General features: G+C 54.2%; 21 protein-coding genes. 9 read left to right on the forward strand and 12 right to left on the reverse strand.

The features are described 5' to 3' along the window. Positions 1-12: 12 nt before the first annotated feature. Both Poly59_RS00625 and Poly59_RS00630 read left to right on the forward strand, forming a co-directional pair. Positions 13-2373 carry an ABC transporter substrate-binding protein gene (locus Poly59_RS00625; RefSeq protein ID WP_146532157.1) on the forward strand — a complete coding sequence of 787 codons (2361 nt, stop codon included), beginning with the start codon at positions 13-15 and terminating at the stop codon, positions 2371-2373. Further along, on the forward strand, positions 2370-4256 hold the full coding sequence (locus Poly59_RS00630) for a hypothetical protein (RefSeq protein ID WP_146532158.1): 1887 nt from the start codon (positions 2370-2372) through the stop codon (positions 4254-4256). Before Poly59_RS00625 ends, Poly59_RS00630 begins: the two co-directional genes overlap by 4 nt. Before the next feature lie 73 nt (positions 4257-4329). On the opposite strand, the gene Poly59_RS00635 is transcribed toward Poly59_RS00630, so the two are convergent. Next, positions 4330-4728 (reverse strand): S1 domain-containing protein, encoded by a 399-nt coding sequence (locus tag Poly59_RS00635; protein ID WP_186775948.1) that lies wholly within the window; start codon positions 4726-4728, stop codon positions 4330-4332. Between the two features lie 46 nt (positions 4729-4774). Further along, complete coding sequence (locus tag Poly59_RS00640; protein WP_146532160.1) at positions 4775-5437, reverse strand: YqgE/AlgH family protein; 663 nt, start codon at positions 5435-5437, stop codon at positions 4775-4777. Between the two features lie 152 nt (positions 5438-5589). On the opposite strand from Poly59_RS00640, the gene pdxH reads away from it, so the two are divergent. Beyond that, a complete protein-coding gene (pdxH, locus tag Poly59_RS00645; protein WP_146532161.1) occupies positions 5590-6234 on the forward strand; it encodes a pyridoxamine 5'-phosphate oxidase in 645 nt (214 codons plus the stop codon). Positions 6235-6254: 20 nt separating this feature from the next. Here the strand turns inward: pdxH and priA are convergent, their stop codons facing one another. After that, a complete protein-coding gene (gene priA / locus Poly59_RS00650; protein ID WP_146533162.1) occupies positions 6255-8615 on the reverse strand; it encodes a replication restart helicase PriA in 2361 nt (786 codons plus the stop codon). 317 nt (positions 8616-8932) lie between these two features. Between priA and nadD the strand changes: the two genes are divergently transcribed. After that, complete coding sequence (nadD, locus tag Poly59_RS00655) at positions 8933-9592, forward strand: nicotinate (nicotinamide) nucleotide adenylyltransferase (RefSeq protein ID WP_246151280.1); 660 nt, start codon at positions 8933-8935, stop codon at positions 9590-9592. On the opposite strand, the gene Poly59_RS00660 is transcribed toward nadD, so the two are convergent. Together Poly59_RS00660 and Poly59_RS00665 are read right to left on the reverse strand one after the other, a co-directional pair. After that, positions 9589-10107, reverse strand: a complete 519-nt coding sequence (locus Poly59_RS00660) for an NADPH-dependent FMN reductase (protein WP_146532163.1) — start codon at positions 10105-10107, stop codon at positions 9589-9591. The genes nadD and Poly59_RS00660 overlap by 4 nt on opposite strands. A gap of 145 nt (positions 10108-10252) precedes the next feature. Continuing rightward, positions 10253-10960, reverse strand: coding sequence for a hypothetical protein (locus Poly59_RS00665; RefSeq protein WP_146532164.1), 708 nt, complete (start codon positions 10958-10960; stop codon positions 10253-10255). Between the two features lie 369 nt (positions 10961-11329). Between Poly59_RS00665 and Poly59_RS00670 the strand changes: the two genes are divergently transcribed. Continuing rightward, positions 11330-13003, forward strand: a complete 1674-nt coding sequence (locus Poly59_RS00670; RefSeq protein WP_146532165.1) for a transglutaminase-like domain-containing protein — start codon at positions 11330-11332, stop codon at positions 13001-13003. 75 nt (positions 13004-13078) lie between these two features. Here Poly59_RS00670 and Poly59_RS00675 read toward each other — a convergent pair whose 3' ends face one another. After that, positions 13079-13516, reverse strand: a complete 438-nt coding sequence (locus Poly59_RS00675) for a bis(5'-nucleosyl)-tetraphosphatase (protein WP_146532166.1) — start codon at positions 13514-13516, stop codon at positions 13079-13081. Positions 13517-13632: 116 nt separating this feature from the next. Between Poly59_RS00675 and Poly59_RS00680 the strand changes: the two genes are divergently transcribed. The 4 genes from Poly59_RS00680 (at position 13633) to Poly59_RS00695 (ending at position 18635) form a co-directional block, all read left to right on the forward strand. Further along, the gene (locus tag Poly59_RS00680; protein WP_146532167.1) at positions 13633-14184 is read left to right on the forward strand and encodes a cob(I)yrinic acid a,c-diamide adenosyltransferase; all 552 of its coding nucleotides are present in this window, start codon (positions 13633-13635) and stop codon (positions 14182-14184) included. A 127-nt stretch (positions 14185-14311) separates the two neighbouring features. Beyond that, positions 14312-14650, forward strand: coding sequence for a P-II family nitrogen regulator (locus Poly59_RS00685; protein WP_146532168.1), 339 nt, complete (start codon positions 14312-14314; stop codon positions 14648-14650). A gap of 112 nt (positions 14651-14762) precedes the next feature. Beyond that, positions 14763-17384: a [protein-PII] uridylyltransferase gene (glnD, locus tag Poly59_RS00690; RefSeq protein WP_246151281.1), complete on the forward strand. Its 2622-nt coding sequence runs from the start codon at positions 14763-14765 to the stop codon at positions 17382-17384. A 450-nt stretch (positions 17385-17834) separates the two neighbouring features. Then, a complete protein-coding gene (locus Poly59_RS00695) occupies positions 17835-18635 on the forward strand; it encodes a hypothetical protein (protein ID WP_146532170.1) in 801 nt (266 codons plus the stop codon). 727 nt (positions 18636-19362) lie between these two features. Here Poly59_RS00695 and Poly59_RS00700 read toward each other — a convergent pair. From Poly59_RS00700 to Poly59_RS00725, 6 genes are all read right to left on the reverse strand, one after another. Further along, on the reverse strand, positions 19363-19968 hold the full coding sequence (locus tag Poly59_RS00700; RefSeq protein ID WP_146532171.1) for a DNA-3-methyladenine glycosylase: 606 nt from the start codon (positions 19966-19968) through the stop codon (positions 19363-19365). A 229-nt stretch (positions 19969-20197) separates the two neighbouring features. Next, positions 20198-20644 carry a hypothetical protein gene (locus Poly59_RS00705; protein WP_146532172.1) on the reverse strand — a complete coding sequence of 149 codons (447 nt, stop codon included), beginning with the start codon at positions 20642-20644 and terminating at the stop codon, positions 20198-20200. A gap of 281 nt (positions 20645-20925) precedes the next feature. Continuing rightward, entirely contained in the window at positions 20926-21258 is a 333-nt protein-coding gene (locus Poly59_RS00710) for a protein kinase domain-containing protein (RefSeq protein ID WP_146532173.1), read from the reverse strand. Beyond that, the gene (locus Poly59_RS00715; RefSeq protein ID WP_146532174.1) at positions 21258-21875 is read right to left on the reverse strand and encodes a protein kinase family protein; all 618 of its coding nucleotides are present in this window, start codon (positions 21873-21875) and stop codon (positions 21258-21260) included. Before Poly59_RS00715 ends, Poly59_RS00710 begins: the two co-directional genes overlap by 1 nt. A gap of 335 nt (positions 21876-22210) precedes the next feature. Continuing rightward, a complete protein-coding gene (locus tag Poly59_RS00720) occupies positions 22211-23353 on the reverse strand; it encodes an NAD(P)-binding domain-containing protein (protein WP_146532175.1) in 1143 nt (380 codons plus the stop codon). 101 nt (positions 23354-23454) lie between these two features. After that, the gene (locus Poly59_RS00725; RefSeq protein WP_146532176.1) at positions 23455-24759 is read right to left on the reverse strand and encodes a DUF1501 domain-containing protein; all 1305 of its coding nucleotides are present in this window, start codon (positions 24757-24759) and stop codon (positions 23455-23457) included. Between the last annotated feature and the right edge of the window lie 17 nt (positions 24760-24776).

Here is a 24776-nt window from a genome sequence, read left to right on the forward strand (position 1 = left end):
TTGATGAGGGACATGAACCAAGGTCTTCGGCGAGTCCAAGGCTCCGCCATCGCAATGCTCTGCGCGACGCTTTGCATAGCCGCTCTGGCGGTTGCGCCTGCACACGCCCAGCGACTCGATTACGCCGAATCGGGAACGCCACCTGATCCGGGTCTCGAACTGCTGCAGGAAGAACCGCACGACATCATTTACTTCACCGAAAAAGCAGGTGGAGGATGGGCCCGAGTACTGCCGCTGGATTTCCCCGGCCGTCGGCCACCATCCAACCCCACTGGAACGTTGCGATTCCAAGTGCTGGGGATCGAAGGCAAAGAAATGGTCGCCAAGTGGCCGACCATTGAAAAAATCGATCTGTGGGAAGTCAAACTTGAAAAGGAAGCAAGGGAACGGATCGCCAAAGGCGACTTCGTCGGCGCGTATCCTTTTCTGTCAGTCCTGATCCGGGATTTTCCTAACCAAAAGGGGCTGCGAGAATTGCGCAGCAACTTCCTTTGGCAAGATGCCATTTCAAGGGCCAAGAAAGGCGAGATCGCGCCGACACTGGCGATGCTTGAAGAGTTGCGCAGTTATGCACCCGAGTTCCAAAGATCCAGCGTGGTTCGTGCGCTCAGCGGCACGGCTGATCGATTGATGCAGATTCTCGTTGATGCCGGCAAACTTGACCTGGCTCAGCAGATGCTTGCCCGTCTTGAAACGGACTATCAAAACGATCGACTCGATGCGGTCAAAAAATGGAACCAGAAATTCTATGAAATGGCGGTGGGCAAACGCGATGAAGCGGAAACGGCCCGCGATGCTGAAGACTACCGCTTGGCTCGAAAGCTGGCCCGCGAAGCGCTCTACCTGCAACCCGATCTTCCAGGCGGGATGACGCTCGTTCGCCAAATCCATGACCTTTATCCGATGGTCAATGTCGGCGTTTTGCAAACCGCGACGGTCTTGGAACCGACTCGGATTGATAACTGGGCGGCGCGACGTGCGGGACGCTTGATGTACCGGACGCTATTCGAAATCCAAGGCGCTGGCCCAGAGGGCGGTGAATACGATTTCATTTTCGGCGATACCGAAATGAGCCCGGACCGCATGCACTTTGACCTGCTAATCGAACCGAACAATATCAAGCCCCCCTTAGACAAGATCCGCGGCTTCTTCTTGGCCGACGTGATGGCCAAACGGGCTCAGCCGAGTCATCCTGACTATTACGCGCCCTGGGCGGCTGCCGTACAGTCAATCGAGTTGGTTGGCCCGCAACAAGTCGGGTTCAATTTGCGGCGACCGCATGTGTTGCCGATCAGCTTGCTGCAGATTCCTGTCGATGGCAGTTGGTTCGGCGACAAACCAGACTCACCCACCGGCGACTATCGCCCGGACGAGACAGCCAAGAATGACGATGTCGTTCGCTATGTGCTGCGAGGTGAACCGAAGACTCCCACGCAACCTCGCGAACTCGTCGAAATGCGAATGACGTCAGGTGCAGATGGTGTCGCCAAATTGCTGCAAGGCGAAGTCGATGTGCTGGACCAGTTGTTTCCTGCCGATGCGATCCGCCTGTCCAAGAGCAAAAACATCAAAGTGGTGAAGTATCCACTACCGACGGTTCACATGCTGGTGCCATGCTCGGATCACCCTTACATGAGCGAACGGACGTTTCGACGTGCTCTGCTTTACGGAATCAATCGCGAAGACATTCTTAATGGCGAGTTGCTCGAAGGACTTCGCTCGGAAGGGTGCCGCGTCCTATCGGGACCGTTTCCGGCGGGTATCGAGATTAATGACCCGTTGGGCTACGCGTATGATCAAAAGATCAATCCGCGCCCCTACGAACCGCCACTCGCAAAACTTTTGTTAGCAATGAACGCCAATCAAATGGAAGCGTTCGCGGCGCGCAAGAAAGAGAAGCGACCAGAAATGACTCCGATCCGTTTGGCCTTTCCCGCCGACAACCTATCGCGAGTCGCCTGCGAAGCGATCAGTAGCCAGTGGGAACTGTTGGGTTTGACCGTTGAATTGGTTGAACTGCCGATTGGACGCACCTTCCCGAATCCCGACGAAGACATCGCTGACATCGTGTATGTTTCTGCAGCAGTCTGGGAACCGGTCATCGATGCCCGCCGAGTGCTCGGCCCCGAAGGAATGGCGAAGAGCGAAGACCAGTTGGTTGGACTCGGACTGCGACGGTTAGAGGAAGCAAAAAATTGGCGTGAAATTCGCGACCGCCTGCTAGATCTGCATGCGATTGCGCACCACGAATTGCCCGTCTTGCCACTCTGGCAAATGGTCGACTCGTACGCTTATCGACGGGAATTAGTGGGAATGGGAACGGATATCGTTTCGCTTTACCAAAACGCGAGCAATTGGCGGTTGGGACAATGAAAACGACTTCGAATCTGAACTTACCGACTTTGTTGATCGCGTTGCTGGCGACGCTGCCTGTGCAAGCACTCGCAGCCGATGTCGAAACACCGCCATCTGAATCGGTGCCTTCGCAGCCACAAACAACGGATACGAAACCAACCCAGCCTGAATCGATGGAGTCCAGCCCCAAACCGGAGCCACTGCCGGAAATACCTTGGGATTTTTCACCGTACCGCGTTCTAGTCTGGGTTGTCGCAGATAGCGCCCGCGCAAGTTCGGACGCGATCAGTCCGACGCTTCACGAATTTTTGGATCGTGATTTCTCGTCGATATGGCGTGTCACGATCGCGGATGCCCCGATGGCCGTCCGGGCTGCTGCATCGCGAGACATGGATGCAATGAGCTACGACATGCTGACTTCAGCCGACCCTGTGTTGGCGGTTAAGCGAGACCACAAAGACGCTGTTCGAATTCGAATCGCTTCGAACGTCGGTGAATTCGTCAACACGATCTACAGCACCAAGAACCAGATTGACGGCGTCATCGAACGTGGTGGACAGCGTGGGGACAGCACGCTCGCGGGCGTTGACAAACGCTTGAAACCGATCGACGGTGATGCATCAAAAGTCCAAGATCTTTGGGCCGATGCGAATACCGAAGCCATTTTGGCGTCGCGAGGGATGGCGGTCCGCCTGGACAATCCCGAAGCAAAAATCGTTACGCTGCCGATCGCCGGTTTGGTCAGCGAGACCATCGAACAATACGACAAAGTTTTTATCGTTCGAGCGACCGTGGATTCGATGCCTGGCCGTATCGACGTGGTTGAGCTCGATACTTTGATGCGATATTTCGGACCTATCGCTAGCTCATCGATCGCCGCCAACCAACCGATCGGTGAAGCCGTCGGACACGCAGTGATCAAAGCGTTTGCTCCAGTTGTACGCATCGATGACGCCGGTCAAAAAACAGCCGTCGGGTTGCTAAGAGCGTCTGGCCTGATCATGGACGAAGACTCGCCGGCGATGATCCATGTGGACGATGTTCTGCAACCGATGACTCGAAAGAACGATCGCAACGGAAACCCTTTCATGATCGGCGCAATGGATTGGGCTTACCTGGCGGTCACCGAATACAAAGACCGAAATGTTTCGATGGATTTCTATGCCGGTCGCGCCGGTGGATTGCAAGGTCGCAAGAACGCAAGAACGTTTCGAACGGCATTGAAAGTTCGCCCGATGGAAGACGAGACGCTGTTGCGACTGCATGCTCAGGGTGACGTTGATTTCCCCTTGATCGGATACGAAATCTACGAAAAGGAACTCAAGAGCACAGCAATGACGTTCATCGGACGCACCGATTGGAACGGCCGATTGAACATCCAGAAAACAGACGATCCGTTGCGATTGATGTATGTTAAAAACGGCGGTGCCGTTTTGGCTCGGTTGCCGATGGTTCCTGGCCTTCACCCAACGGCAGTCGCTGACTTGCAGGGCGATGATTTACGGTTGCAAGCCGAGGCGTACATTCGTGGCGTTCAAGACGCGATCATCGACTTGGTCGCTGTTCGCGAACTGTACAAAGCACGCATTCGCATGCGACTAGAACGCGGCGAAATGAAAGAAGCAGAAGAGTTGATGGAAGCGCTTCGTAACCAGCCCAGCAACGAAGCGCTCGCAACCGACATGGGAAAGAAGCAAGCAGTGTTCTTGAAATTGCTGGGCACCCGAAATGCAAATCAGAAACGCAAAGTCGACGAGATGTTCATCACCACTCGAGAATTGCTTTCCAAACACATCAACCCGATCCTTGTACGTGATCTCGAAAAAGATGTATTGGCCGCCAAGAAAAACGGTGGCAAGCTTCCGGTAAAGAAACCGAAAGACGACGAGGAAGAATCCTAGAAATAGATAGACCAAAGGTAGGACATCAGGCGACGATCGTCGCGGACATCCCTAGGGTCAAATTAATCGCGTGTTAATCGTTTTTGCGCCACGTAGGACGTTTGCGTTTTGCGTTGGGATGATGAGTGATGATCTTGAACGTTGCATCACGCCCCGACAATTTACGTCCGATCGGACGATCAGTCGGGCGGCAGACCTTGGCACGCAGCTTTTTCTCTTCTTCGAACTTAGTATCGTCCAGCTCGAACTCGACCCACATTCCGATTTCGGGTCGTACAAAGACGTCGCGTCCGAATCGGTTGGTTCGCCCATCCCAGACGTCTTTGTGAAAGAAAACGTCATCGCGATAGTCTTCGGCATCGATGAAACCGAACTTTCCATCGGGCTGGATTTGAATGATCTTCCCCAAGCGACGACGCTGGATGCGGAATTTCTTCTTCGGTGGAATGTCGTCTTCGTCGTGTCGTGCCACGGAAAGCTTCTTGGTGAAGTTGTCGATCTCGGATTGGTGGGGGCCGCTAGTTTAGCTCGCTTGCCCCAATCACGTCAGGCGTCCCCACCCAACGGGCCAGAGATCGTGCGGTCGCCCGCCGAATCAAGCGCGGCCACATCTCGTCGGGAGTCCCAAACACGATTTCAGCGGTGGCGGGCGCTGTATGCCAGAGCCCTGCGTTCAATTCGGTATCCAATTGGTCGATATCCCACCGCAAATGCCCAACGATCAACCGACAACTCGACGGATGCTGGGCAAGCAGGCGTTCGAGATGCTGTTTTTGAGCTGCCAAATAGATCCCGCTGCCCGGTTCTGCCTCGGCAAATTGACTGTCTTGGTGCAACGCGACGACGGGTCCTGACAGCGGGCCACCGAAGTGAACCATTCCCGAATCCGGCAACGCAGCAGGCATTCCAACTGACATCGCCGACTCGACGTCCGAGATGTCGCCAGTTTCCGAATCGTACCCATTGGGCTCTGGTAAACGCGAGGTCTTGGGCTTATTCACCATCGCCATCAACGCGCCCAAATTAGGTTTGAGTGGTCGATTCAGCATCACTCCATAAACTTGCTGGTCATCTTGATGCACGAGCAAACAAACGCCGCCCGAATAAATCGGATCCTGGACCAACGAGGATGCAAGTAACAGACTTCCCATAAAGGAATGATCGGCAAACGATTCGTTCATATGAATTTCAACGGAGGAAACAAACGTCTGTCAGGTTGGCAGTCCCTGGCTTGAATCCTACAAACGAGGCAAGCGGCGCGCCAAAGTGTTCGACCAGCCAGCTTTACACTCCCATTTCAAGACGATTTAACATCCAATTCGAAAGACAAGCGATGTCGATTCACCATATGCGACAGACCTACACCAAGGCCGGAATCAGCTTAAAGGACGTGAATTCGGACCCTATGGTTCAGTTCTCGGTCTGGTTCGATCAAGCCAAAGCCGAAGAGGCCCCCGATTGGATGGAAATCAATGCAATGACGCTCTCGACGGCGTCCTTGGACGGCAACGTGACATCTCGAATCGTGCTTTTGAAGGCAGTCGAAAATGGCAAATTCGCGTTTTTTACGAATTATGACTCTGTCAAAGGCCAACAGATCTCGGCCAATCCGAATGTTTCGCTGTGTTTCTTTTGGCCGCACCTGGAACGGCAAATTCGGATCGAGGGGACTGTCACGAAAACCAGCCGCGAAATTTCGCAAACCTATTTCGCCTCGCGCCCCCGTGACAGCCAGTTAGGCGCCAACGCCAGCGACCAATCGTCCGTGGTCGAAAGTGAGGATTGGCTAAACAACCAAATGGACAGCCTTCGGTCTCGATACGAAGGTGACACCGTTCCATGTCCTTCACATTGGGGCGGATACGATGTCACCCCCAACACCATCGAGTTTTGGCAGGGCCGACCAAGCCGTCTGCATGACCGAATCGTGTACAAGCGAAACGGTGACACTTGGAAGATCGTGCGGCTTGCACCTTAGTAACGAGGACGCACCAGCGATCACAGCATGTCCATCGGATCAATGTCGACAACGTATTGGACGTCATCCTTTTCAGGAATCGTGAACGTCTCGAGTGCGCGGCGAATGGTTTCGCCCAACTGAGACGCTTCGACCGATTGCAGCAAAATGTGGAATCGATACTTGCCACGCAGCTTGGTGATTGGCGGTGGTGCGGGCCCCAACAGCCGTACTTCGAATCCAAGTTTATCGCGGGCCGCTTCTAAACGATTCAGCAATGCTTCGGCCGTCGCTTCAGTCACATCTTCAACCGCGCCACGAATGATGATCCGGCCAACACTGCCGAGTGGCGGATAATTGAATTTACGACGGTTGACCATTTCGCCTGTCGCGAACTGTTCATAGTCGTGCGTCGACGCCGCCTGGATCGCCGGATGCTCCGGTGTAAAGGTTTGCACGATTACTCGGCCGCCACGATCTCCGCGACCGGTACGGCCAGCCACCTGCGTGACAAGCTGGAACGTTCGTTCGGAAGCTCTAAAATCAGGGAAGTGCAGGGCACCGTCGGCATTGATCACGCCAACCAACAAGACGTTGGGAAAGTCCAGTCCTTTGGCGATCATCTGGGTTCCCAACAAGATGTTGACCTCGCCACTGCGAAACGCCGACAAGACTCGCTGGTGACTGCCGGGACGTTTCATCGTGTCGCTGTCCATACGGGCGACATTGGCGTCGGGAAAGCGAGCCTTGACTTCGACTTCCAATTTTTGAGTACCAAGCCCACCATAGCGGATTCCATCGAACCGACATGCCGGGCACCAAGGCGGAGTGCCGATCGTGTAATCGCAATAATGGCAGACCGCTTTCCCACCATCCCGGTGATGCGTCAGAGGCATGTCACAATCAGGGCAAGCAACGACGTGGCCGCATGATGGACACTGAATCGTTGTCGCAAAGCCGCGTCGATTCAGCAGCAGAATGACTTGGCCCTTTTCCTTCAAAGTTTCTTCGACGGCGCGATGCAGCGGCCGGCTGATCGCGCCCGACGTACGATCATCGCGAACTCGCAGGTCGACCAACTGCACGTCGGGCATGGGCCGATCGCCGACGCGAGATGGCATCGAAACCAATTCGGCATGCCCCGTCGTACACGCGTGCCAGGTTTCCATTGACGGTGTCGCCGTGCCCAACACCAACGGAATCTTCAACAACATTGCTCGAGCGTGCGCGACCTTGCGAGCATGATAGCGGGGAACGCTATCTTGCTTGAATGATCCATCGTGTTCTTCGTCCAAGATAATCAGACCCAACCGAGGCAGCGGTGCGAACACGGCGCTGCGCGGCCCGACGACGACTTGAACATCACCACTGCGAATACGTTGCCATTGAAAGTGGCGTTCAGCGGGCGTCATCTGACTATGCAGAACAGCCACCGATTTGAAACGACGTTCGAATCGCCCGCGAGTCTGCGGCGTCAAACTGATCTCGGGCACCAACACGATCGCACTTCGTCCAAACTTGACCAAATGCTCGATCGCGCGAATGTAGACTTCTGTTTTCCCGCTTCCCGTCACACCATGCAGCAACAGAGTCTTGCCGACCTCTGAATCGACCGCCGCAACGATTCGGTCAAGCGCGTTGCTCTGATCGTCGGTTAGCGAATGACTTTTTTCTTTTTCACCATCGCCGAGATTCCAACGCATCGGCGCCGCGGTCGCCATTTCTCGACGAGTCTCGGTGCGTAGCAGTTCTTTCTTTTCAAGTGCTTTGATCGGCGCCGACGTGCAAGCAGCCTCGACCATCAATTGCGACGACGTCATCGGCCGCCCCGCGGCAATCAAAAACCGCAGCGCGATTTGCTGTTTCTGTGGCAGACCTTCGATCAGTGCGTCATCGATCAGCTTTGCGTTGGGCGTGTAATACGTCCGCTCGCGAGTTCCCGCGCCGCTACGAACACTTGACGGAATCAAAGCGTCAAAGACCTGCCCGGCGGGTGCTTGATAGTAGTGGCTCATCCACAACACCAACCGCACCAACGGCGGATCGCACAGTGGAGCGTGGTCAACGATTTGGTCGATGTCTTTCAAACTTCGCGACGCGGACGAGCCCAGCTTGCACTCGATGCACCATCCCGTTGTCATTTTCTTGCGGCGGCCCAGTGGCACTTTGACCCGCATGCCGGCTTCCAAAGATTCTCGCATCTCGTCGGGAATGCGGTAGTCGTAGGGGCCGTGCGGAGCCTCGCTGAAAACGACTCGGGCAGTCGCCACATCATCCTGGACCGCCAATTCCCAAGGCGGTGGGGCGGTCTCGAACAGTTCACCCTGCAACGAATCGGCCTTCAACGCATCGTCTTTGCGATCGTCAGGTACGTCGTATTCGTCGGAAACCGGACCGGACATCGGGACAGGCAAGGGGTGATGAGGGAGCGAGGTGTGATCCGTCAACATAGTAAATATTCCCAGACTTTGAACGTTGCCACTTTTATTGCAGTATCAGCCGGACGGTTGACACGGTTGGTCAACGGTTTGAAACCGACGGTTGGAAACCTAAGATTCGCCAATCAAGTAGAATGGCGTCGTCGAGATGCGAATTCTGCGTCTTCGCCAAACCAAGCTCGCAAATGAACCGCAGAATCCGACATCGTCGGCACTGACGCTATCGAAACCGGTGTTTTTGAAACAGCAGAAATGACCCGATACAACCCAGGACTGGTCGCTTGAGCAAACGAATTGGAATTTTTGGTGGCTCTTTCGATCCCGTGCACCTCGGCCACCTTTGGATCGCAGAATCGGCGCGAGAATCGTTGTCGCTGGATGAGATACGGTGGATGCCGGCGGCAACGTCACCGCTAAAACCAAGCGGTCCGGTCGCAAGCAATGAACACCGCGTTCAGATGGTACGCCTGGCGATTTCTGGCAATCCGCATTTCGTCGTCGATGATCGCGAAATCCGGCGTGGCGACGTCAGTTATACGGTCGACACGATCGCTGAGATCCAAGCAGAAAACCGCTTGGACGAGTTCTTTCTGATCATTGGCAGCGACTCACTGGCCTCGTTCAACCGCTGGCACGAACCAGCCAGACTGCTTGGATTGATCAACTTGGCCGTGGTCCAGCGGGGCGGCGATCCGCCGATCAACTTTGACGTGTTGGAACCATTTGCCGCGTCAAAAGAGCCAGCGGAAAAGACCGCTTCCGTGCCGATCACAAGATCGCATGACCATGTCATCGTGATGCCTGTGATCGAAATTAGCAGTAGCGACCTGCGACATCGCATCGCCGATAGAAAGAGCATTCGCTACCGAGTCCCGGCGGCTGTTGAATCCATGATCATGGCCAATCAGCTATATCAGTCCAAGGATTCGGACAAGAGCTAGGCCAAGGCTTTGGACATTCGAACCGACTCTTCAACCAATTGATTGACACGATTCTGAATAGAGTCATCCGCCAATTGATTGCCTTCGAATGATTCGCCCGTGGCGTAGATAAATCGTGGCACAATCACGCAGCGGAAGTCAAGCATTAGACTGTTTGCCAATCCCATGGCCGACATATAGCTGCCCTGACCGCCGGCGGCCAGCATCAAGCCAACGACTTTGTCCGTCCAAGCTTTCCCCGTCAACTCGACCGCGTTCTTGATCGCCGCGTTGACGTCGTAGTTGTAGACCGGCGCAGCGATTAAAATGCAATCGGCAGTATGAATTCGCTTTGAGAGTTCTTGCACATTGGCATCGCCATAGGCCGATGCTCCATCACAGGCCGGAAGCGATGTCACCGCCAAATCAAACAATTCAGCAGATTCACCAATCTCGGCAAGTCGATCGATCGATGCGCGAGCAAGAATTCGGCTGCGACTATCCGGATGTAGCGAAGAACTGATAACCAAAATCATAAAACAAACACACCAGCGACTAAGAACCAAGTAAGGCCGGATTGTACCTTGGCGATGCTCTGGTGCGAAACGTGTCCCCGAGTGCGGTGACAATCGCGTCACTGCAGGTGGGTTAACGCCAATTCAATCGCAATGAACGGACCGATCACCAAGCCGAAGCTTCACAATCTTCGCCGTCCATTCCAAGACGATTCTTCAGCACATTGAATTGGTCGTACATCTTTTCGCTGCTGCTGTGGACGTGTTCGGCTTCGGTGATGAAGCGAATGTCTTCTTCGGGGTACACGTCGCCTGCGATCAATACCGATTCAAACGACTTCAGCGGATCACCGTACGCGATCAACAACTTGTGTTCGTCCAACTGGACCTCTTGTCGTTTCGACGGATTGATCACGGCAATGCCGGTGCAACCATCGTTAAGAAGCAAGTCTTCGAATTCAAGCAAGATGCTTTTCAACACGGGCATGTCAATGTGTTCACGATACAGATCGTCGTGTCCGCCGCCGGCGCGGTGGCTGGTTTCCAGCACAACGTCAACGACTTCGCCGAGAGGTTCGATCAGTTCCAAGAACAGATCGATCAATCGATCGCGTGATGCCGACGCCATGATCACTGGCGTCCGCGTTCCACTTGCGTCATCGACGTATTCGTCGTGGCGAAAGCCCTGACGAGGCACGATACGAAGGTCGTACGAAGGACGAATCGCATCGGTCAATTCGAACACTCCGTAAGTTCGAATGCCCATGTGAGCCTGCAGCTCTTCGTCGGTGAGTGTTTCAAAACTTCCATCTGAAACGTTGCGCTGTGCTTCTTCGGTGGCGCCGCCTCGAAGGATACGTTTTAGAAAGCCCATGATGGTTCGGTCTCGTTGCCTGGGAATTTGTAGGTTGGACCGAATTTGTCGGTCCGATCAACCTGACGGTCGAACATCTACAAAAAAACTAGGTCAACTTTGTCGCGAGAGATTCAGGAACTGTGCAAACGATACCTAACGCGGCTAACCCACCCTGACTTATTGATAACGACTGATTCAATCGTTACCGTCGTTGCAATCAGGCGTCCTCGATGGGATGCGTAAACACCATACCTGGGTGTGTTTTTGCATCATTGTTGTCCATTCGATCTTGCACTTTCGTAGTTATAATCAGGTGCTGCCCGATTCTTTGATTCACGCTTACTCGCATTCGAAAGATCGCTGTTTCTAAAACGACAGCGACACACTGTGACTCGATTCAACTTTGCTGACTTTCGAACTTCAGCCATCGCCACCCACAAATGTCGTCAATTCTTCGGCGGTTACCTTTTCGTGTTGGGAACCGTCGTCCTGATATTCGGTTGCGACATTCCCAAGCGGCCGCCGCTAGTTCCTGCAGACGTGGCACACTTGGCGAACGAATCGGCCAATGGCCAGTCGTTGTCTGAAGGCGGAGCACTGTCGGTTGATGCCCAATCGGAAAACTACGAGTTGCCGATGGGAACCTTCAGTGATGACTGGGAAACCTGGGATTTGTATACAATCGATGGGCAACCCGTTGGCTACAACCACCTTACAGCCGAAGGGACTGATGAAGGCGAAGTTCGTTACCGAACGGATAACCACCTTTACGTCAATCAAGGAAAGTCACGAACGCTGCAGCGGATGATCCAAACCAGCTTCGAGACTCCCGACGGCAAATTGCTGCGATTTGAAAGCGAACTTCACGTCGGCCCCATCGTTACTCGCACTTCAGGCACCGTCGACGGTTCGCAGCTAAAGATCGAATCGGTTCGTGGCACTGCTAAAACCAATCGATCAATCGCCTGGTCGCCGCGAGACCGTGGACTTGTCGCCATTGAACAGTCATTACGCACCAAACCAATGACCAGAAAAGGTGAGACTAGGAATTTACGTCTGTTGTTGCCGGGTCAATTTCAAATTGCAACGGCACGGCTACGTTGCAGCGGAACCGCTTCGATACCGCTTTCCGATCAGACTTTGGCAGAATTGACGGAAATCAACTACGAAGTTCAAGTCGATGGCCAACTGGCGTCCTATTCAACGATTTGGACCAAAGCCGATGGTGAAATCGTCCGAATGTTTTCAGAGGGAATTAATTTGAATTCCTACCGAACGGATGAATCGACCGTCAAGTCGGCCATCGTCAACCAAAATGAAGTTACGGCCATCCCAGTGACGGGATCCATTGAACGCCCATCCGAGGCGACGCGAATTGCCCTGAGAGTGACTGCGACCTCGCAAGCCGCGAAAGAACAAAAGACCGCCCGCATCGAACCGATGCCCGGCCAACTGGTTCGCGCCCTCGATGACGGGACTGCGCAAATCTTGATAAGCCAGAAACCCGAATCAGCAACGAATGGTTTCGTCGCATTCGAATTGACGCCGGTGCCCGAGGACTCTGCACCGAACGCATTCGTCGATTCCAATGCATCCTTGGTCGCGCGTTACGCGACGGCGACGTTAGGAACACGTGAATTGACACCGCGAGAAACCGCCATCGAACTGGCTCGAGCCGTTGGCACGTCGATCGCGGATCGCGATAGACCCGGTGGATTGGTCAAGGCAAGTGAAGTGTTCAATCAAGGTCTCGGCGACAGCACAGGACGGGCGATCTTGTTGGCGGCAATGCTGCGATCGCGGAAAATTCCTGCGCGTGTTGCGATCGGTTTGAAGTACGCCAACAGTCCGCCGGATCGAATGACCTACCACATGTGGACTCTGGCCTACATCGACGACCAATGGATTCCCTTGGACGCGACAGCCGAAGGATTGGCACCGGTGGACCGCCTGATGTTGGCGACCTCAAATCTTTCCGGTGGGAACGAATACAACGCGTTCATCCCATTCCTTAATGCGACCAGCCGAATCAATATTGAAATATTGAAAGCTACCTACTAGCCGTAACCGGCGGTTCGCCATGCCCGAACCGAATCAGCACGTGATCAAAACGCAGTCAAAACAGGATCGGCGGATTCACGACAAATGCTGTTGAGCCGCCAAGATCAATGGGTCGATCGTTTCCGATTGGATAGGGGCGTTCGGTGGATCCCAAGCCCACCACTGGGCCGATTCGTGTTCCGTCAACGTTAACGCTGGCTGATCACGAACAAAACCGATGAAATACCGAACATGCTTTTCGAACGGCAGGTCGCCATAATTTTTGTAGGTGACCTGGTACTTCAAGTCGAACTGAAAGTCGGGATCCAACGAAATGGCTGATTGCGGAATGCCAGTCTCTTCTTCGGTCTCACGCAGCGCAGTTTCGACGAATGTTTCACCGTCTTCGCAGTGACCTTTGGGCAAATCCCATCGATCACGATGACGCATCAGCAAAAAGTGCGCCGGCGTCCCTTCGCCGGAAATCAACAGGATCCCGGCAGCCTTGACAGTCTGACCTGGTACTTTCTTCATGACGCACCCTTTCGGATAGGCGTTTTCGGATAGGTAGCACTGCGACGGCTTGTCGAACCGGAACAGTCGTTTACAACAAACTCAATCAGCCACCTCCACTATTTTGATGGGCTTCAATGAAAATTTACACCCGCACCGGCGATACCGGCAGCACTGGCCTGTTTGGTGGTCCGCGAGTTTCAAAAGATGACGATCGAATCGAATCCTACGGAACGGTTGACGAACTGAATTCGGCGATCGGTATGGCTCGTGCGGCTGGGGTAGGAACCGCGATCGATGCTCAGCTCGATCAAATCCAACACGAACTGTTCTCGATCGGCGCCGAATTAGCGACCCCCGAGCCCGACGATCACGAAATGCGGATCATCACCACGTCACACGTTGAACGGCTAGAACGCTGGATTGACGAGCATGAGAGAAATCTTCCAGAACTGAAACACTTCATCCTGCCGGCTGGCCATCCCGGATCGGTCGCGCTGCACCTAGCCAGATCGATCTGTCGGCGAGCCGAACGGCGAGTCGTGACGCTGGTTCGTCATCACGAGACCCAAGTGTCCGAGGAACTGATTGTATATCTGAACCGACTAAGTGATTTACTGTTTGTTTTGACTCGGACAGTCAATCACAACGCTGGGATCACCGAGGTACAGTGGATTCGGCCAACCTAGCATCCGATTTAGCCCGCTAGATCAACCCGATTGCGAGTGTACAATGACGCTTGCTCTACCAAACACTGTAAAAACAGCCGAACACTGTAAGAACAGCAGATCTATAGCCACCGACCGAGGTACGATCGTGAAGAAAGTCGAAGCCATTGTCCGTCACTTCAAGCTTGAAGACGTCAAAAACGCCCTGACGGACCAGGGCATCCATGGCATGACGGTCAGCGAAGTTCGTGGCTTTGGTCGCCAAAAAGGGCACACGGAAATCTATCGCGGCACTGAGTACGCAATCGACTTCGTGCCCAAGGTGAAAATCGAAGTCATCTGCGCCGACGAAAATCTGCAAACCGTCATCGACACGATTCTGCAAACAGCACAGACCGGGCAAATTGGCGACGGAAAAATTTTCGTCACCAATCTCGAGGACTCGATCCGAATTCGCACCGGCGAACGGGGCGAAGACGCGCTCTAGGACTAGCTCTGGTGGCGGCACAAGGCGAGGGTCGTTGATCCGTAATTAATACGATGCGCTCGCGCAGGCGAGTTGCCTACTCTTGATCACGCTGCGTTGCTAAATGCCAACCATGTCAATGCGACCGATCGTTCTGCGAAGTCGCGAAGTGCTGCGTGAAGGTCGCGAGAAGGCCTTTCAACAACACCGCAGCGGATCACCCGGCACTCAGGTATCAACACTGCTTGCCGACCTTTACGACGATGTCGTGCTGGACATCTTCAACGAAGCGATTCGTGAATACGCGACCGACGATCGATTGAGCGGATTGTGTCTGGTTGCCCACGGAGGTTTCGGGCGACGCGATTTAGCGCCTTACTCCGACGCCGACCTGATGCTGCTGACAACACCAAAATCAGAAAGCTTGGCGACGATCATCTCCGGTGTGTTGACTCGCGATCTGGGTGACTCGGGAATCCAGCCGGGGCTTTCCATTCGAACTGCTCCTGAAGCCTGCAGCATGTCGTGGGCCGACCCCATCATTTACTCTTCGCTTGCCGAGTCTCGTTTGCTGGCGGGCAGCCTGCAGTTGTACAAGAAATACTTTGACGCGTTTCGACACGGCGCGATGCAGCGCAGCAAAAGTATCATCAGCGATATCATTGCGGCTCGACGTGAAGAACGGACAAAGTGGGGCGAAACAAATTATCTGTTGCGTCCCAACGTCAAACGATCGCGTGGCTCGCTGCGAGACATCCAATTGATCCGTTGGATCGGTTTCGCCCGCTACGGTGAAACCGATCTTGACCGACTGTTGAAACTTGGCGCGTTGCCGGAAGAAGATTATCGCAAAGTCCGTCAAGCGTACCGATTCATGCTGCGACTGCGCAATGAATTGCATTTTCGCGAAGGCAAAAGCCAAGACGTGCTGGATCGGCCGACTCAGATGGAAATCGCTGATCAATGGGGCTACACCGGTACCGATGGCGTGCTGCCCGTCGAACAGTTCATGCAGGACTATTTCGATCAAACTCGCAACGTTCGCTACGCAGCGTCCTATTTTTCCGAAGACGCCCAAAGCCGTCCGCTGATTCACCGGATCTTTGAACGAGTTTTTTCGCGTTCGATCGACGACAAAATTCGCATGGGGCCAACTCACATTTGGGTCCGCGAACAAGCACTCGAATCGTTCGCAGCCAACTTGCCCGACGTGTTGATGCTGATGAGTTTGGCCAATCAACATTGCCGTCGCATTGCTCATCCTACTTGGCAAGCGATCCGGTTAGCGATGCAGGATCGGACACCGACTCCGCCGGATGCCGAAACGATCGATGCGTTTCTGTCGCTACTTAGCCGGCCAGGTCAACTAGCGCCGTTGCTTAGCCGGCTTCACGAACTGCGGATCATCGAACAACTGATCCCTGAATTCAAGCGAATGCGAGGACTGTTGCAGTTCAATGCGTATCACAAATACACCGTCGACGCGCACAGTCTGCTCGCCATCGAAGCGGCGACTAACATGCAAGATTCCCCGGACGGAATGGGGCGTCGCTATCGACGGATCGATGACAAACGATTGCTACACCTGGCGCTGTTGATTCACGACATTGGCAAGGGCTACGAAGAAGACCACTGCATTGTCGGCGCGCGGATCGCACGCGACACTGCCGCTCGCTTGATGCTAGATCCGACAACGGCCGAGACGCTGGAATGGCTTGTGCTTAAGCACTTGGCCGTCAACGTCACCGCGTTTCGACACGATCTTAGCGATCCCGAAATCGTATTGGCGTTTGCTGCCGAAGTCGGTTCGATCCGCCGTTTGGAATTGCTTGTCGTCCATTCGGTCGCTGACCTGATCGCCGTAGGCCCAGGCGTGGCGACCGATTGGAAGCTAAACTTGATCGAAGACCTCTATAAACGAACTCGCCGATACTTTGATTCGGGTGACCTGCCGGGTAGCCCGAATGATCCAGAGATTGAATCAACGCGAGGACGTGTGCAGAGTGAACTGAACGCCGCTAAGGCGCCGGCGCAAGCGTTCGAACTGCTGGAACAGGTTCCTTTATCACTGCTTAGCCGATGCGAACCAGACGATCTTGCCAGCGAGATCATGGTCATCGTCAATCAACCCGATCGAGATACGAAAACGATCACGATGTGTCGCTTTGACGCCAGCATCAAAGCGCTGCGTTATACGGTTATCCGCCGCGAGGACAAACATTCGATCGGTACGTTCGCCCGAGCCACCGGCGCCCTGTCGACCAGCGGGCTAACGATTTTGAGAGCACAGATTGAAATGGTCGGGGACTTTGCCTGGGACCACTTTTGGGTGATCGACCCCGAATATCCAGACGGCGATGTTCCCGAACATCGCACGGCCGAAGTGCGCAAACAACTCTGTCATCTACTGGACGATCCGACCGCGCCGCTGCCGCCCTATCGGTCGCGATGGAAACCCAATACATCGGTGGAACCGAAAAAGGTCAAGGTACTGCCAAAGAAAGTTGTCTTTGACAACGATACTGTCGACCGCTACACAATCCTTTCTTTTTTTGCGTACGACGAAGTCGGCTTGCTTTACCGAATCGCGTCGGCGCTCGCAGAAAAACGTCTTGTACTATCCTTCGCAAAGATCGATACGCACTTGGACCAAGTTGCAGACGTGTTCTATGTCACCGAAGCCGACGGGTCCAAGTTGACAGACACTTACCGGCAAACCGAAATACGTGCCGCTCTCTTGGACGCGGTAAGCTAAGAATTTCACTGTGTCCTTCGAATGCGCAGTCGTTCCGATTACGTTGGGCGCATGAATGCAGCGCTGACGATGTTCCGGCAAGTTCGGCAAGATTTAACGACTAGCGAAATGGTTCGCATCGTTTCGGTTTTGATCAAAGCTGTGTGGCGAAACAAGAAAAAGAAAGCCAAGTTTGCTTGCAGGGTACTTGCGGCGCGGCAAAGCTTTGGTGGTTCATCAACCACCATCGCTCGACGGATCCTGCCACCCCCGTGCCGCAAGCTTTGACTTGCCACCTACTTCGGGATTCCTGTCACGCGATAACCCACTTGATGGTTAGCGCTGAACAAAAACCAATCGGACTCGAAAATATCGAATTCGACTGAATTGAGTCGGCAAGGAAACCAAAAGATGGGCACGGTTGGGATCCAACAGATCCTCTCAACCCAACTTGCACAAGGAAGTCCTCTCATGCGAATCTCCGCACTCTCAATTGCGATCGTCGTCGCGAACGTTTTGGCTCCCCAAGCTTTTGCCAAAAACGATTTCAGCGCACTTCTAGCCGACCTCAGCTTCGGCGACGCACCGCCTTCGGCCCGTGTCGTTCAAAACCAATCCAACAATGCCTCGGCTTTCGATATCGACGAAGCCTTAACGCTTTCAGCGCCGACGCAGCTCGAATCCGCTGCCGTCGAAACAACCGAAGTCTTCAACGCCGTCGATAAGCTGGTGCCTGTTCCCCAAAGCTTCGCAATGCCAAGCTTTGCAGAAGTCCCGGCCAAGGTTTCACTACAAGCCCCCATCGCTGTCGCACCGCACGCAACCGACGCGATCGACCTGAACGCTGCGTTCGCACTTCAAGATTTAGAATCGTCGCAAACGTCAGTCTCAGCCCAATCGGTAGGGTTTGGACACCATGGTTCACACTCTGGACCTCTGGCGACGGCCATCCACGGAAACCATGGATGCGCGTCGGGCGTCTGCGACTCCGTCAGTGATTGCACGCCGCACGTCGCACCTTGCTTGCCCTCATCGACGCTGCTTCAGTACTTCCGAACCAGCAAGTGCAACACGCATGTTTGGGACGGATACCAGCAAAAGTGCGGGTTTGGTCAGAAACACGTTAACGGCACCTGCGATTGCTTCAAGCAACGCCAAGGCTGCGGACAACTTCTACCCGCCTGCAACGGTCCGAGCTGCGATGGCCCAAGCTGCAGGGGTTGCGACTCTTGCCGCGGCAGCAACAGCTGTGACAGCGGCTGCGATCGCTAACCATCTCTCAGGTGGACTCTCGTCCCCAACGGTGGCTTCCCTAAAAAATCCTACCCTCCTAATCAATTCGGTTTCAGATCATCAGGCCGATTTGCCGATTTGATCAGTACCATGGATTGGGAGGGTGGAACGATCGGTGCCATCGTTCCAGCATTGATGGGCCATGGTGAGGCAGGGAGGGCTTCACCATGGCCCTTCTTTTTTGCGCTGACTACTCAAAAATAACACGTTCCCTGAATGGGAAAACTCGGTGTTCTTTTTTGCAATTTTCTCTAAAGTCGCAATCTTCAGCTCTCGGGTCTGAATTCCGTTTGGCGTACTAGCGATGCAGCCGCTTCTAAATTTTTGGATCGACGCGACTGCCACTTACTTGGTCGTCCTCACATCGCAAGCTAGTGGACTATGTCGGCTCAGTTTTCGGGTAGTGAATGCAGTCACGAGTCCTTAACGGGACAGCGACTCGTTGCATCCAAAGTCGGTAAATCAGCGTTTTATCTTGTAAAGATGAACAGGGCAGGGGGCAACTCGGGTCTGCAATCGCTGTTTTGGCTGAAGAGATTGCTTAAGTTCCTAGGTCTTTGATCAGCTTTGCGTCCTTCGCTGCCAACGCCTCTGCGACGGCTTTCCGCAAGTCTCCTGCGATGTCATCTATTGCAATCTCCGGCGGCCAAGCAATTTGGATGATGAGCGAAGACGAGTTCGTTAGATTGATTATTCAAAAATCAGGCTACTTGCGTCGGCTCACAAAACGATTGTCTTTGATAAAAAAGCGGAGTGGCAGGTCGACGCTTTTGCTAATCCCGATACGGGGTGACGCGACAATATCGAACTCGGTACTTACGTGGTTCTGGCAAAGCATCAAGCGTGGTTCATCGGTGAAGTGACGTCCGTTGAAGCTGCGATCGATTGCCAGTGCTTGGCACAGCATAGCTGGGCCGCTGGTCAGTCGAGTCGGCGTTGTCAGACCACGGTGAGTTTCCATAACATCGATGCCCCAGATCGGCTCCAGTGCCCGAACAAGCACCGCGGCACCTACGTTTTCTGGCTGGGTTACAACGTTGAAACAAACCTTGGCGTGAATCGGGTAAACGTAGATCGTCCCTGGTTCAGCAAACATGGCCGCATTTGAATTGCCCTTGCCTCGAGCACTGTGACTGGCGAGATCATGTTCGTGCAGGTACGCTTCGGTCTCGACAATCCGGCCACCAATCCATTGCTCGTTGATTCGCCTTAGCAAAAGGGCGCCGAGCAGATTCCTGGCGACGGACTCCGTGTCTTCCGCGAAGTAGCTCGCAACAAGCTGCTTCGGATTATCTAGTTCCGGCTCAGTCATGAGTGAAAAAAGGGGACAGTGTAAAAAGCAATATGATTCTCGAACGTGACAGGACCTTGCGTTAATCGTAGCCGGACACGCCAACGTTCAGTTTTCCAGAGTTGCATAGAAGTCTGGCGACTCCTGCTACGATTGAATTAGCAAAGAACATCGGCACTTAGCGATCCACGGAATCCGGCAGCTCGAACGCGTCGATCGGACTCTCGCTTGCCAATGCATCAAAAAAGGCTTAATCGCATGGTACAAATGTCTGGTTGTCGCTGTGGATCGCGACCGTCGCGAAATCACCGACCAACTCTTTGGCATACTCGACCAGCCGCTGCGATGCTTTCCGAGGGATTGACACCGTTTCGGCTTGTTCGGTGTTCTGGGGCCACTGGTAGATGTCGATCGCAATCCAAGCCGAATGATCGCTGATCCGTTTGGCAAGCTCACCGTTGGCACCCGGTTCTTTCACCAGAAGGTTCACATCATGAAGATACGGTTTGCTGCTTGATTGAATGAAGTACTTGCATTTCTGACTCGCAACGATGACGACGTTTTCATTGCATTGGAAGACGTAGCCGTTCTCATCCGGCGCCATCTGATTCCGCTCCATTTGAAAGACAGCTTCGCCAATTGACCGTGACGCCTTGCTGACGATACCGGCAATGAACGGGCGAGGTGCCTTCAACAAGAAAACAACTCGCCGGACTTCGTTCTACAACGAAAACTCGCTCGGCATTTCGTCCGCCGCAGGGGCAGGCAGATTGAAAAGCCATTCCTGGGGCACTTCGATTGCGTTGACAAAGTCGTCGTGTGCATACGTTGCCGATCGGGTCAAACACCTTTGGTAAGCCGAGTCGAACCTGGTCCGATCGCCTTTCGCCGCATAGACCAGCGATCGCAGAAAATCACTAGAGTCTTCCAGCGTCTGACGCGCCGAAAGGATGGCGTCGTCGTAACGCTCCAGCCCTATCAGGAACCGTGTCCGTTATCCGTCGCTGTGGTAACGCTGCCACCGGTGGCTTGCTCGAGCGACATGAATCCCGGCGTGCCCATCACTGCGCCGGTTTGCGTGATACCGTGATCGTGTTCGGTACTGCGAGCGAGTCCAAAATCCGTCACCACCGGATCTCCGTCCGCATCAATCAGAACGTTGGCCGGCTTGAGGTCGCGATGCAGAATGCCGCGTTGGTGAGCGTGGTGGACTGCCGACGCGGTCTTGGCGACCATCTCGATGATGCGTGACTGATCTTGGCCGATGTTGTCACCGACTTCGCTAAGCGATTCACCCTCGATCAACTTCATCAGAAATAGTGCTGGTCATCGAAGTTGCCGATGTCGTAAATGGGCACGATACCGGGGTGGTCTAAGCCGGCAGCGGATTCCGCTTCGATTTGGAAGCGACGAATTTGATCATCCTCCGCGATATTGCCGCTTAGAATCATCTTCAGCGCGATCTCGCGGTTGAGACTGATCTGGCGAGCCCGGTAGACAACGCCCGTGCCGCCGCGAGCAATCTCGCTGACGATTTCATCGTCACCAAAGTAGCGAACTCGCGCGCCTCGCTTGGGCAGCAAACAGTTCCCATCGGGATGCCCCGAATCGAGCGTCGACATCTCAGCCTGGGTGGCCTGCGGTTCGCTCAGATCCAGACCGAGCGGTTGCATTTGACGCTCGTAAACATCTTCTGTGAGTTCACAGTGATGCCTCTGGCGATAGTCGCAATCGATTTGAATCAGTTCACGGGCGAGCGTTTCCCGCTGCATTTCGCTTGACATCCGCACGAACTCGGCAAGACGGGGTGGCGAGCTGGGTGATTCTTTCCAAACCTGCTCGAACCGGTCACACAGACGATCCATCTCGAGTTCGCCGTTCCATTCCGTATCCGATGCCTTGTCCCATGAGATGTCGTCGTGATTCATCAGGCAAGTCTTCGTAGTATCAGCAAGTCAGAAAGAAAGAAGGAACAGGCAGTTCTCTTAAGAGCGACAAATGTTGCGGATGCCCGACATCGACATCGGAAGAGCATAACAGTACGCGATTGAAGGGCATTTCGTCCGGTCCATTTTCTGACCCTTTGCGAAATCCAAGCATGCGTGCCGGCTACGTCGTCACACAGGGCACGGTCGCCTGGGGCTCAACACATGCGTAAAGCACATAAGTCCGGCCGGGAAGGCCGGGCATGAGCGATCTGGTAACGATAGAGACCAGGGCAGGGCGTACGCCGTTCACATCAAAGGTTTGCGTACTTCAACATTCAGCTCTCGGGGCTGATTTCAATTTGGCATGCCAGCGATGCAGCCGCTTCTGACTTTTCGGCTTGGCTTGACGCGCTGCCGTTACTCACCCCATGTTCTTGACTGGCGATATGACGGGCAATCTTTGCCGGATGATCATGACAGTTTTCCAAGAAGATCTGGTACTTGCTGCTTTGCGTGCCACCGACGGCTGTCCCGGCGACGTAAATTCCTGCAACCGGTGTTTCCATCGTTTCAGGATTAAAAACTGGTCGACCCGCGTCGCTGTCCAGCGGAATCCCTAGCTGATTGAACAGTGTTTTGTCTTGTCGATATCCAATCAGTGTCAGTACATCATCGACCACAACATCGATCATGCGATCTGGTTGGCCCGGTGCGACTTGGCAAAGCTTGACTTGGCCTGGCATGATTTCAACGACTTTTGAATCGAAAATCGCTTCCACGGCACCGCTGCGAATCAGGCCATCGATTTCTGGTCTTAACCAATACTTGATGCTGTCCGATGGAAATGATTCACGATGATAGCTGAGCGTTACTTTTGCTCCGGCCCGGTGCAGCCGAATTGCTGCTTCGACCGCACTGTTTCGCCCGCCGACGATCAGCACTCTCCGGCCGTGATACCGATGAGTCTCTCGCAAATACCCATCAACCAACGGCAAGTCTTCGCCGGGAACGCCCAAAAGATTCGGGTGGTCGGTGCCGCCGGTCGCCAAGATCACGTGCGGCGTCAGAATGTATTGTTGGACTGGTCCGCCAGCCTCGGCATGTCCGGAAACCAAACCGACCATCCATTCGTTGCCGTCTGGGGATGGCTTGATGGTCGAGACGCGAGTGAACGTACTGATTGCTACGCCGAATTGATCGACGACCGAGCGCAGATAATTTAGATACTCTTCGCGACTTGCCTTGGCTTGGTCGATCGTACACAGCGGAACTCCGGCGATCGAAATTCGATCATTGCTGCTGAACCACCGCGTCTGCGGCGCCCACCACGACACGGTATGCCCGATTGAGCCGGCTTCGACGATCTGAAAGTCGATCATTGCCGCCTGGAATGCAACGGCCGTCTCGATTCCGATCGGGCCAGCACCAACGATTACGGCGTCACGACGAAGGGTACATTTTGAGTCGTTTTTCAGCATCGGTCAACAGAGATCAGCGGGGCAGGGCGGTTCAGTTCTTTTATTCTAAACCGTTTTACCGCCGCTGATCATCAGTCGACTCGCCTGATCAACGAAAACCGCTAAGCGAACAGTTGGTTGATGACGCTGCCGTTGCGAACCAAGGTGATTGGACGCCCCGTGCTGCTGTCATATTCCAGCGTGTGATCAATGCCAAGGTTGTGATAGAAGCTGGCCGCGACATCGTCGGGCGTGATCGCTTCGTGGCGTGGTCCGGCAGCCGTGTCATCGCTTTCACCGATCACCTGTCCACCACGCACGCCACCACCGGCCATCAACATGAACATGCAACGCGGATAGTGATCTCGTCCACCTTCGGCACTGCGACTATTGATCTTGGGCGTCCGTCCGAATTCACCCGTCACGTAGATCGCAGTGGATTCCAGCATGCCACGCTGTTCCAACCCGACCAGTAGACCGGCCAAACCTTCATCCAGCTTGGGCAGGTTGTTGTCTTTCAGTTTCGTCCAGTTATCCGTGTGCGTGTCCCAACCACCAAGTTGCAGACTGACCATACGGACCCCCGACTCCACCAACCGCAGCGCCAGCAAGCAGCTTTGGCCGAACGAGGACTCACCGAACTGACTGGCAAAGCTTTCCGGTTCCTTACTGATGTCAAACGCTTGGCGTGCAAGCGGTGAAGTGATCATCGCGTAGGCTTGTTCACCAAATCGATCCAAGCCATCGAGCAACTGATCGTCTTTTTCGAGATCGGCAAAACGCCGATCCAATTTCTGCAGCAACGTTTGACGGCGTTTCACTTCGTCGACGCCAATTCCGCCTGGCAACGAAATGCCACGCACCGAATAGGGTTGGCCAAAATTTGGTGTCGAATTGGTTTCCAATGCAGCGTAGCGAATTCCAAGAAACCCTGGCCCTTGCGATCCTTTGGGGATTGCGACTTGACTGGGAATCTCCGGTGCACTCGGCTGTTCTTTGGCAAGCACAGCACCAAAGCTCGGATACTCAAGCGACGGAATCGGCTTGCTGCCCGTATTGACGTACTCTTGGCCCAAGCGGTGCGCTGCCAACGTATGACTGACCCCTCGCAGGATAGCAAACTTGTCCGCGCACTTGGCCAGTTTCGGCAAGTGTTCAGAAATTTCAATTCCAGGGACGTTGGTTTTGATCGGGTTGAAAGATCCGCGAAATTCGCTTGGTGCGTTCGGCTTCATGTCGAACGTATCCAAGTGAGACGGCCCACCCGGAAGTTCAATGAAGATTGCCCGAGTCGCTCGGCCGGGAGTGATCTGGCCGGCGTCAGCCAATTTCATATAGCCGCTAAGCGACAGACCGCCAAGCGATAGTGTGCCCGCGTGGAGCATGTCACGTCGGCTGATTCCGTCACAGGTGCGATTGAACTTCATAGGAATAATCTCAAAAC

Source organism: Rubripirellula reticaptiva (assembly GCF_007860175.1).
GTDB lineage: Bacteria > Planctomycetota > Planctomycetia > Pirellulales > Pirellulaceae > Rubripirellula > Rubripirellula reticaptiva.

Bases quoted from the DNA above. Each gene is read 5' to 3' on its own strand.
- Poly59_RS00625 (WP_146532157.1), top strand. From the start codon at position 13: ATGAACCAAGGTCTTCGGCGAGTCCAAGGCTCCGCCATCGCAATGCTC.
- Poly59_RS00630 (WP_146532158.1), top strand. From the start codon at position 2,370: ATGAAAACGACTTCGAATCTGAACTTACCGACTTTGTTGATCGCGTTG.
- Poly59_RS00640 (WP_146532160.1), bottom strand. From the start codon at position 5,437: ATGAACGAATCGTTTGCCGATCATTCCTTTATGGGAAGTCTGTTACTT.
- pdxH (WP_146532161.1), top strand. From the start codon at position 5,590: ATGTCGATTCACCATATGCGACAGACCTACACCAAGGCCGGAATCAGC.
- priA (WP_146533162.1), bottom strand. From the start codon at position 8,615: ATGTCCGGTCCGGTTTCCGACGAATACGACGTACCTGACGATCGCAAA.
- Poly59_RS00660 (WP_146532163.1), bottom strand. From the start codon at position 10,107: ATGATTTTGGTTATCAGTTCTTCGCTACATCCGGATAGTCGCAGCCGA.
- Poly59_RS00665 (WP_146532164.1), bottom strand. From the start codon at position 10,960: ATGGGCTTTCTAAAACGTATCCTTCGAGGCGGCGCCACCGAAGAAGCA.
- Poly59_RS00675 (WP_146532166.1), bottom strand. From the start codon at position 13,516: ATGAAGAAAGTACCAGGTCAGACTGTCAAGGCTGCCGGGATCCTGTTG.
- Poly59_RS00680 (WP_146532167.1), top strand. From the start codon at position 13,633: ATGAAAATTTACACCCGCACCGGCGATACCGGCAGCACTGGCCTGTTT.
- glnD (WP_246151281.1), top strand. From the start codon at position 14,763: ATGTCAATGCGACCGATCGTTCTGCGAAGTCGCGAAGTGCTGCGTGAA.
- Poly59_RS00695 (WP_146532170.1), top strand. From the start codon at position 17,835: ATGCGAATCTCCGCACTCTCAATTGCGATCGTCGTCGCGAACGTTTTG.
- Poly59_RS00700 (WP_146532171.1), bottom strand. From the start codon at position 19,968: ATGACTGAGCCGGAACTAGATAATCCGAAGCAGCTTGTTGCGAGCTAC.
- Poly59_RS00710 (WP_146532173.1), bottom strand. From the start codon at position 21,258: ATGAAGTTGATCGAGGGTGAATCGCTTAGCGAAGTCGGTGACAACATC.
- Poly59_RS00715 (WP_146532174.1), bottom strand. From the start codon at position 21,875: ATGAATCACGACGACATCTCATGGGACAAGGCATCGGATACGGAATGG.
- Poly59_RS00720 (WP_146532175.1), bottom strand. From the start codon at position 23,353: ATGCTGAAAAACGACTCAAAATGTACCCTTCGTCGTGACGCCGTAATC.
- Poly59_RS00725 (WP_146532176.1), bottom strand. From the start codon at position 24,759: ATGAAGTTCAATCGCACCTGTGACGGAATCAGCCGACGTGACATGCTC.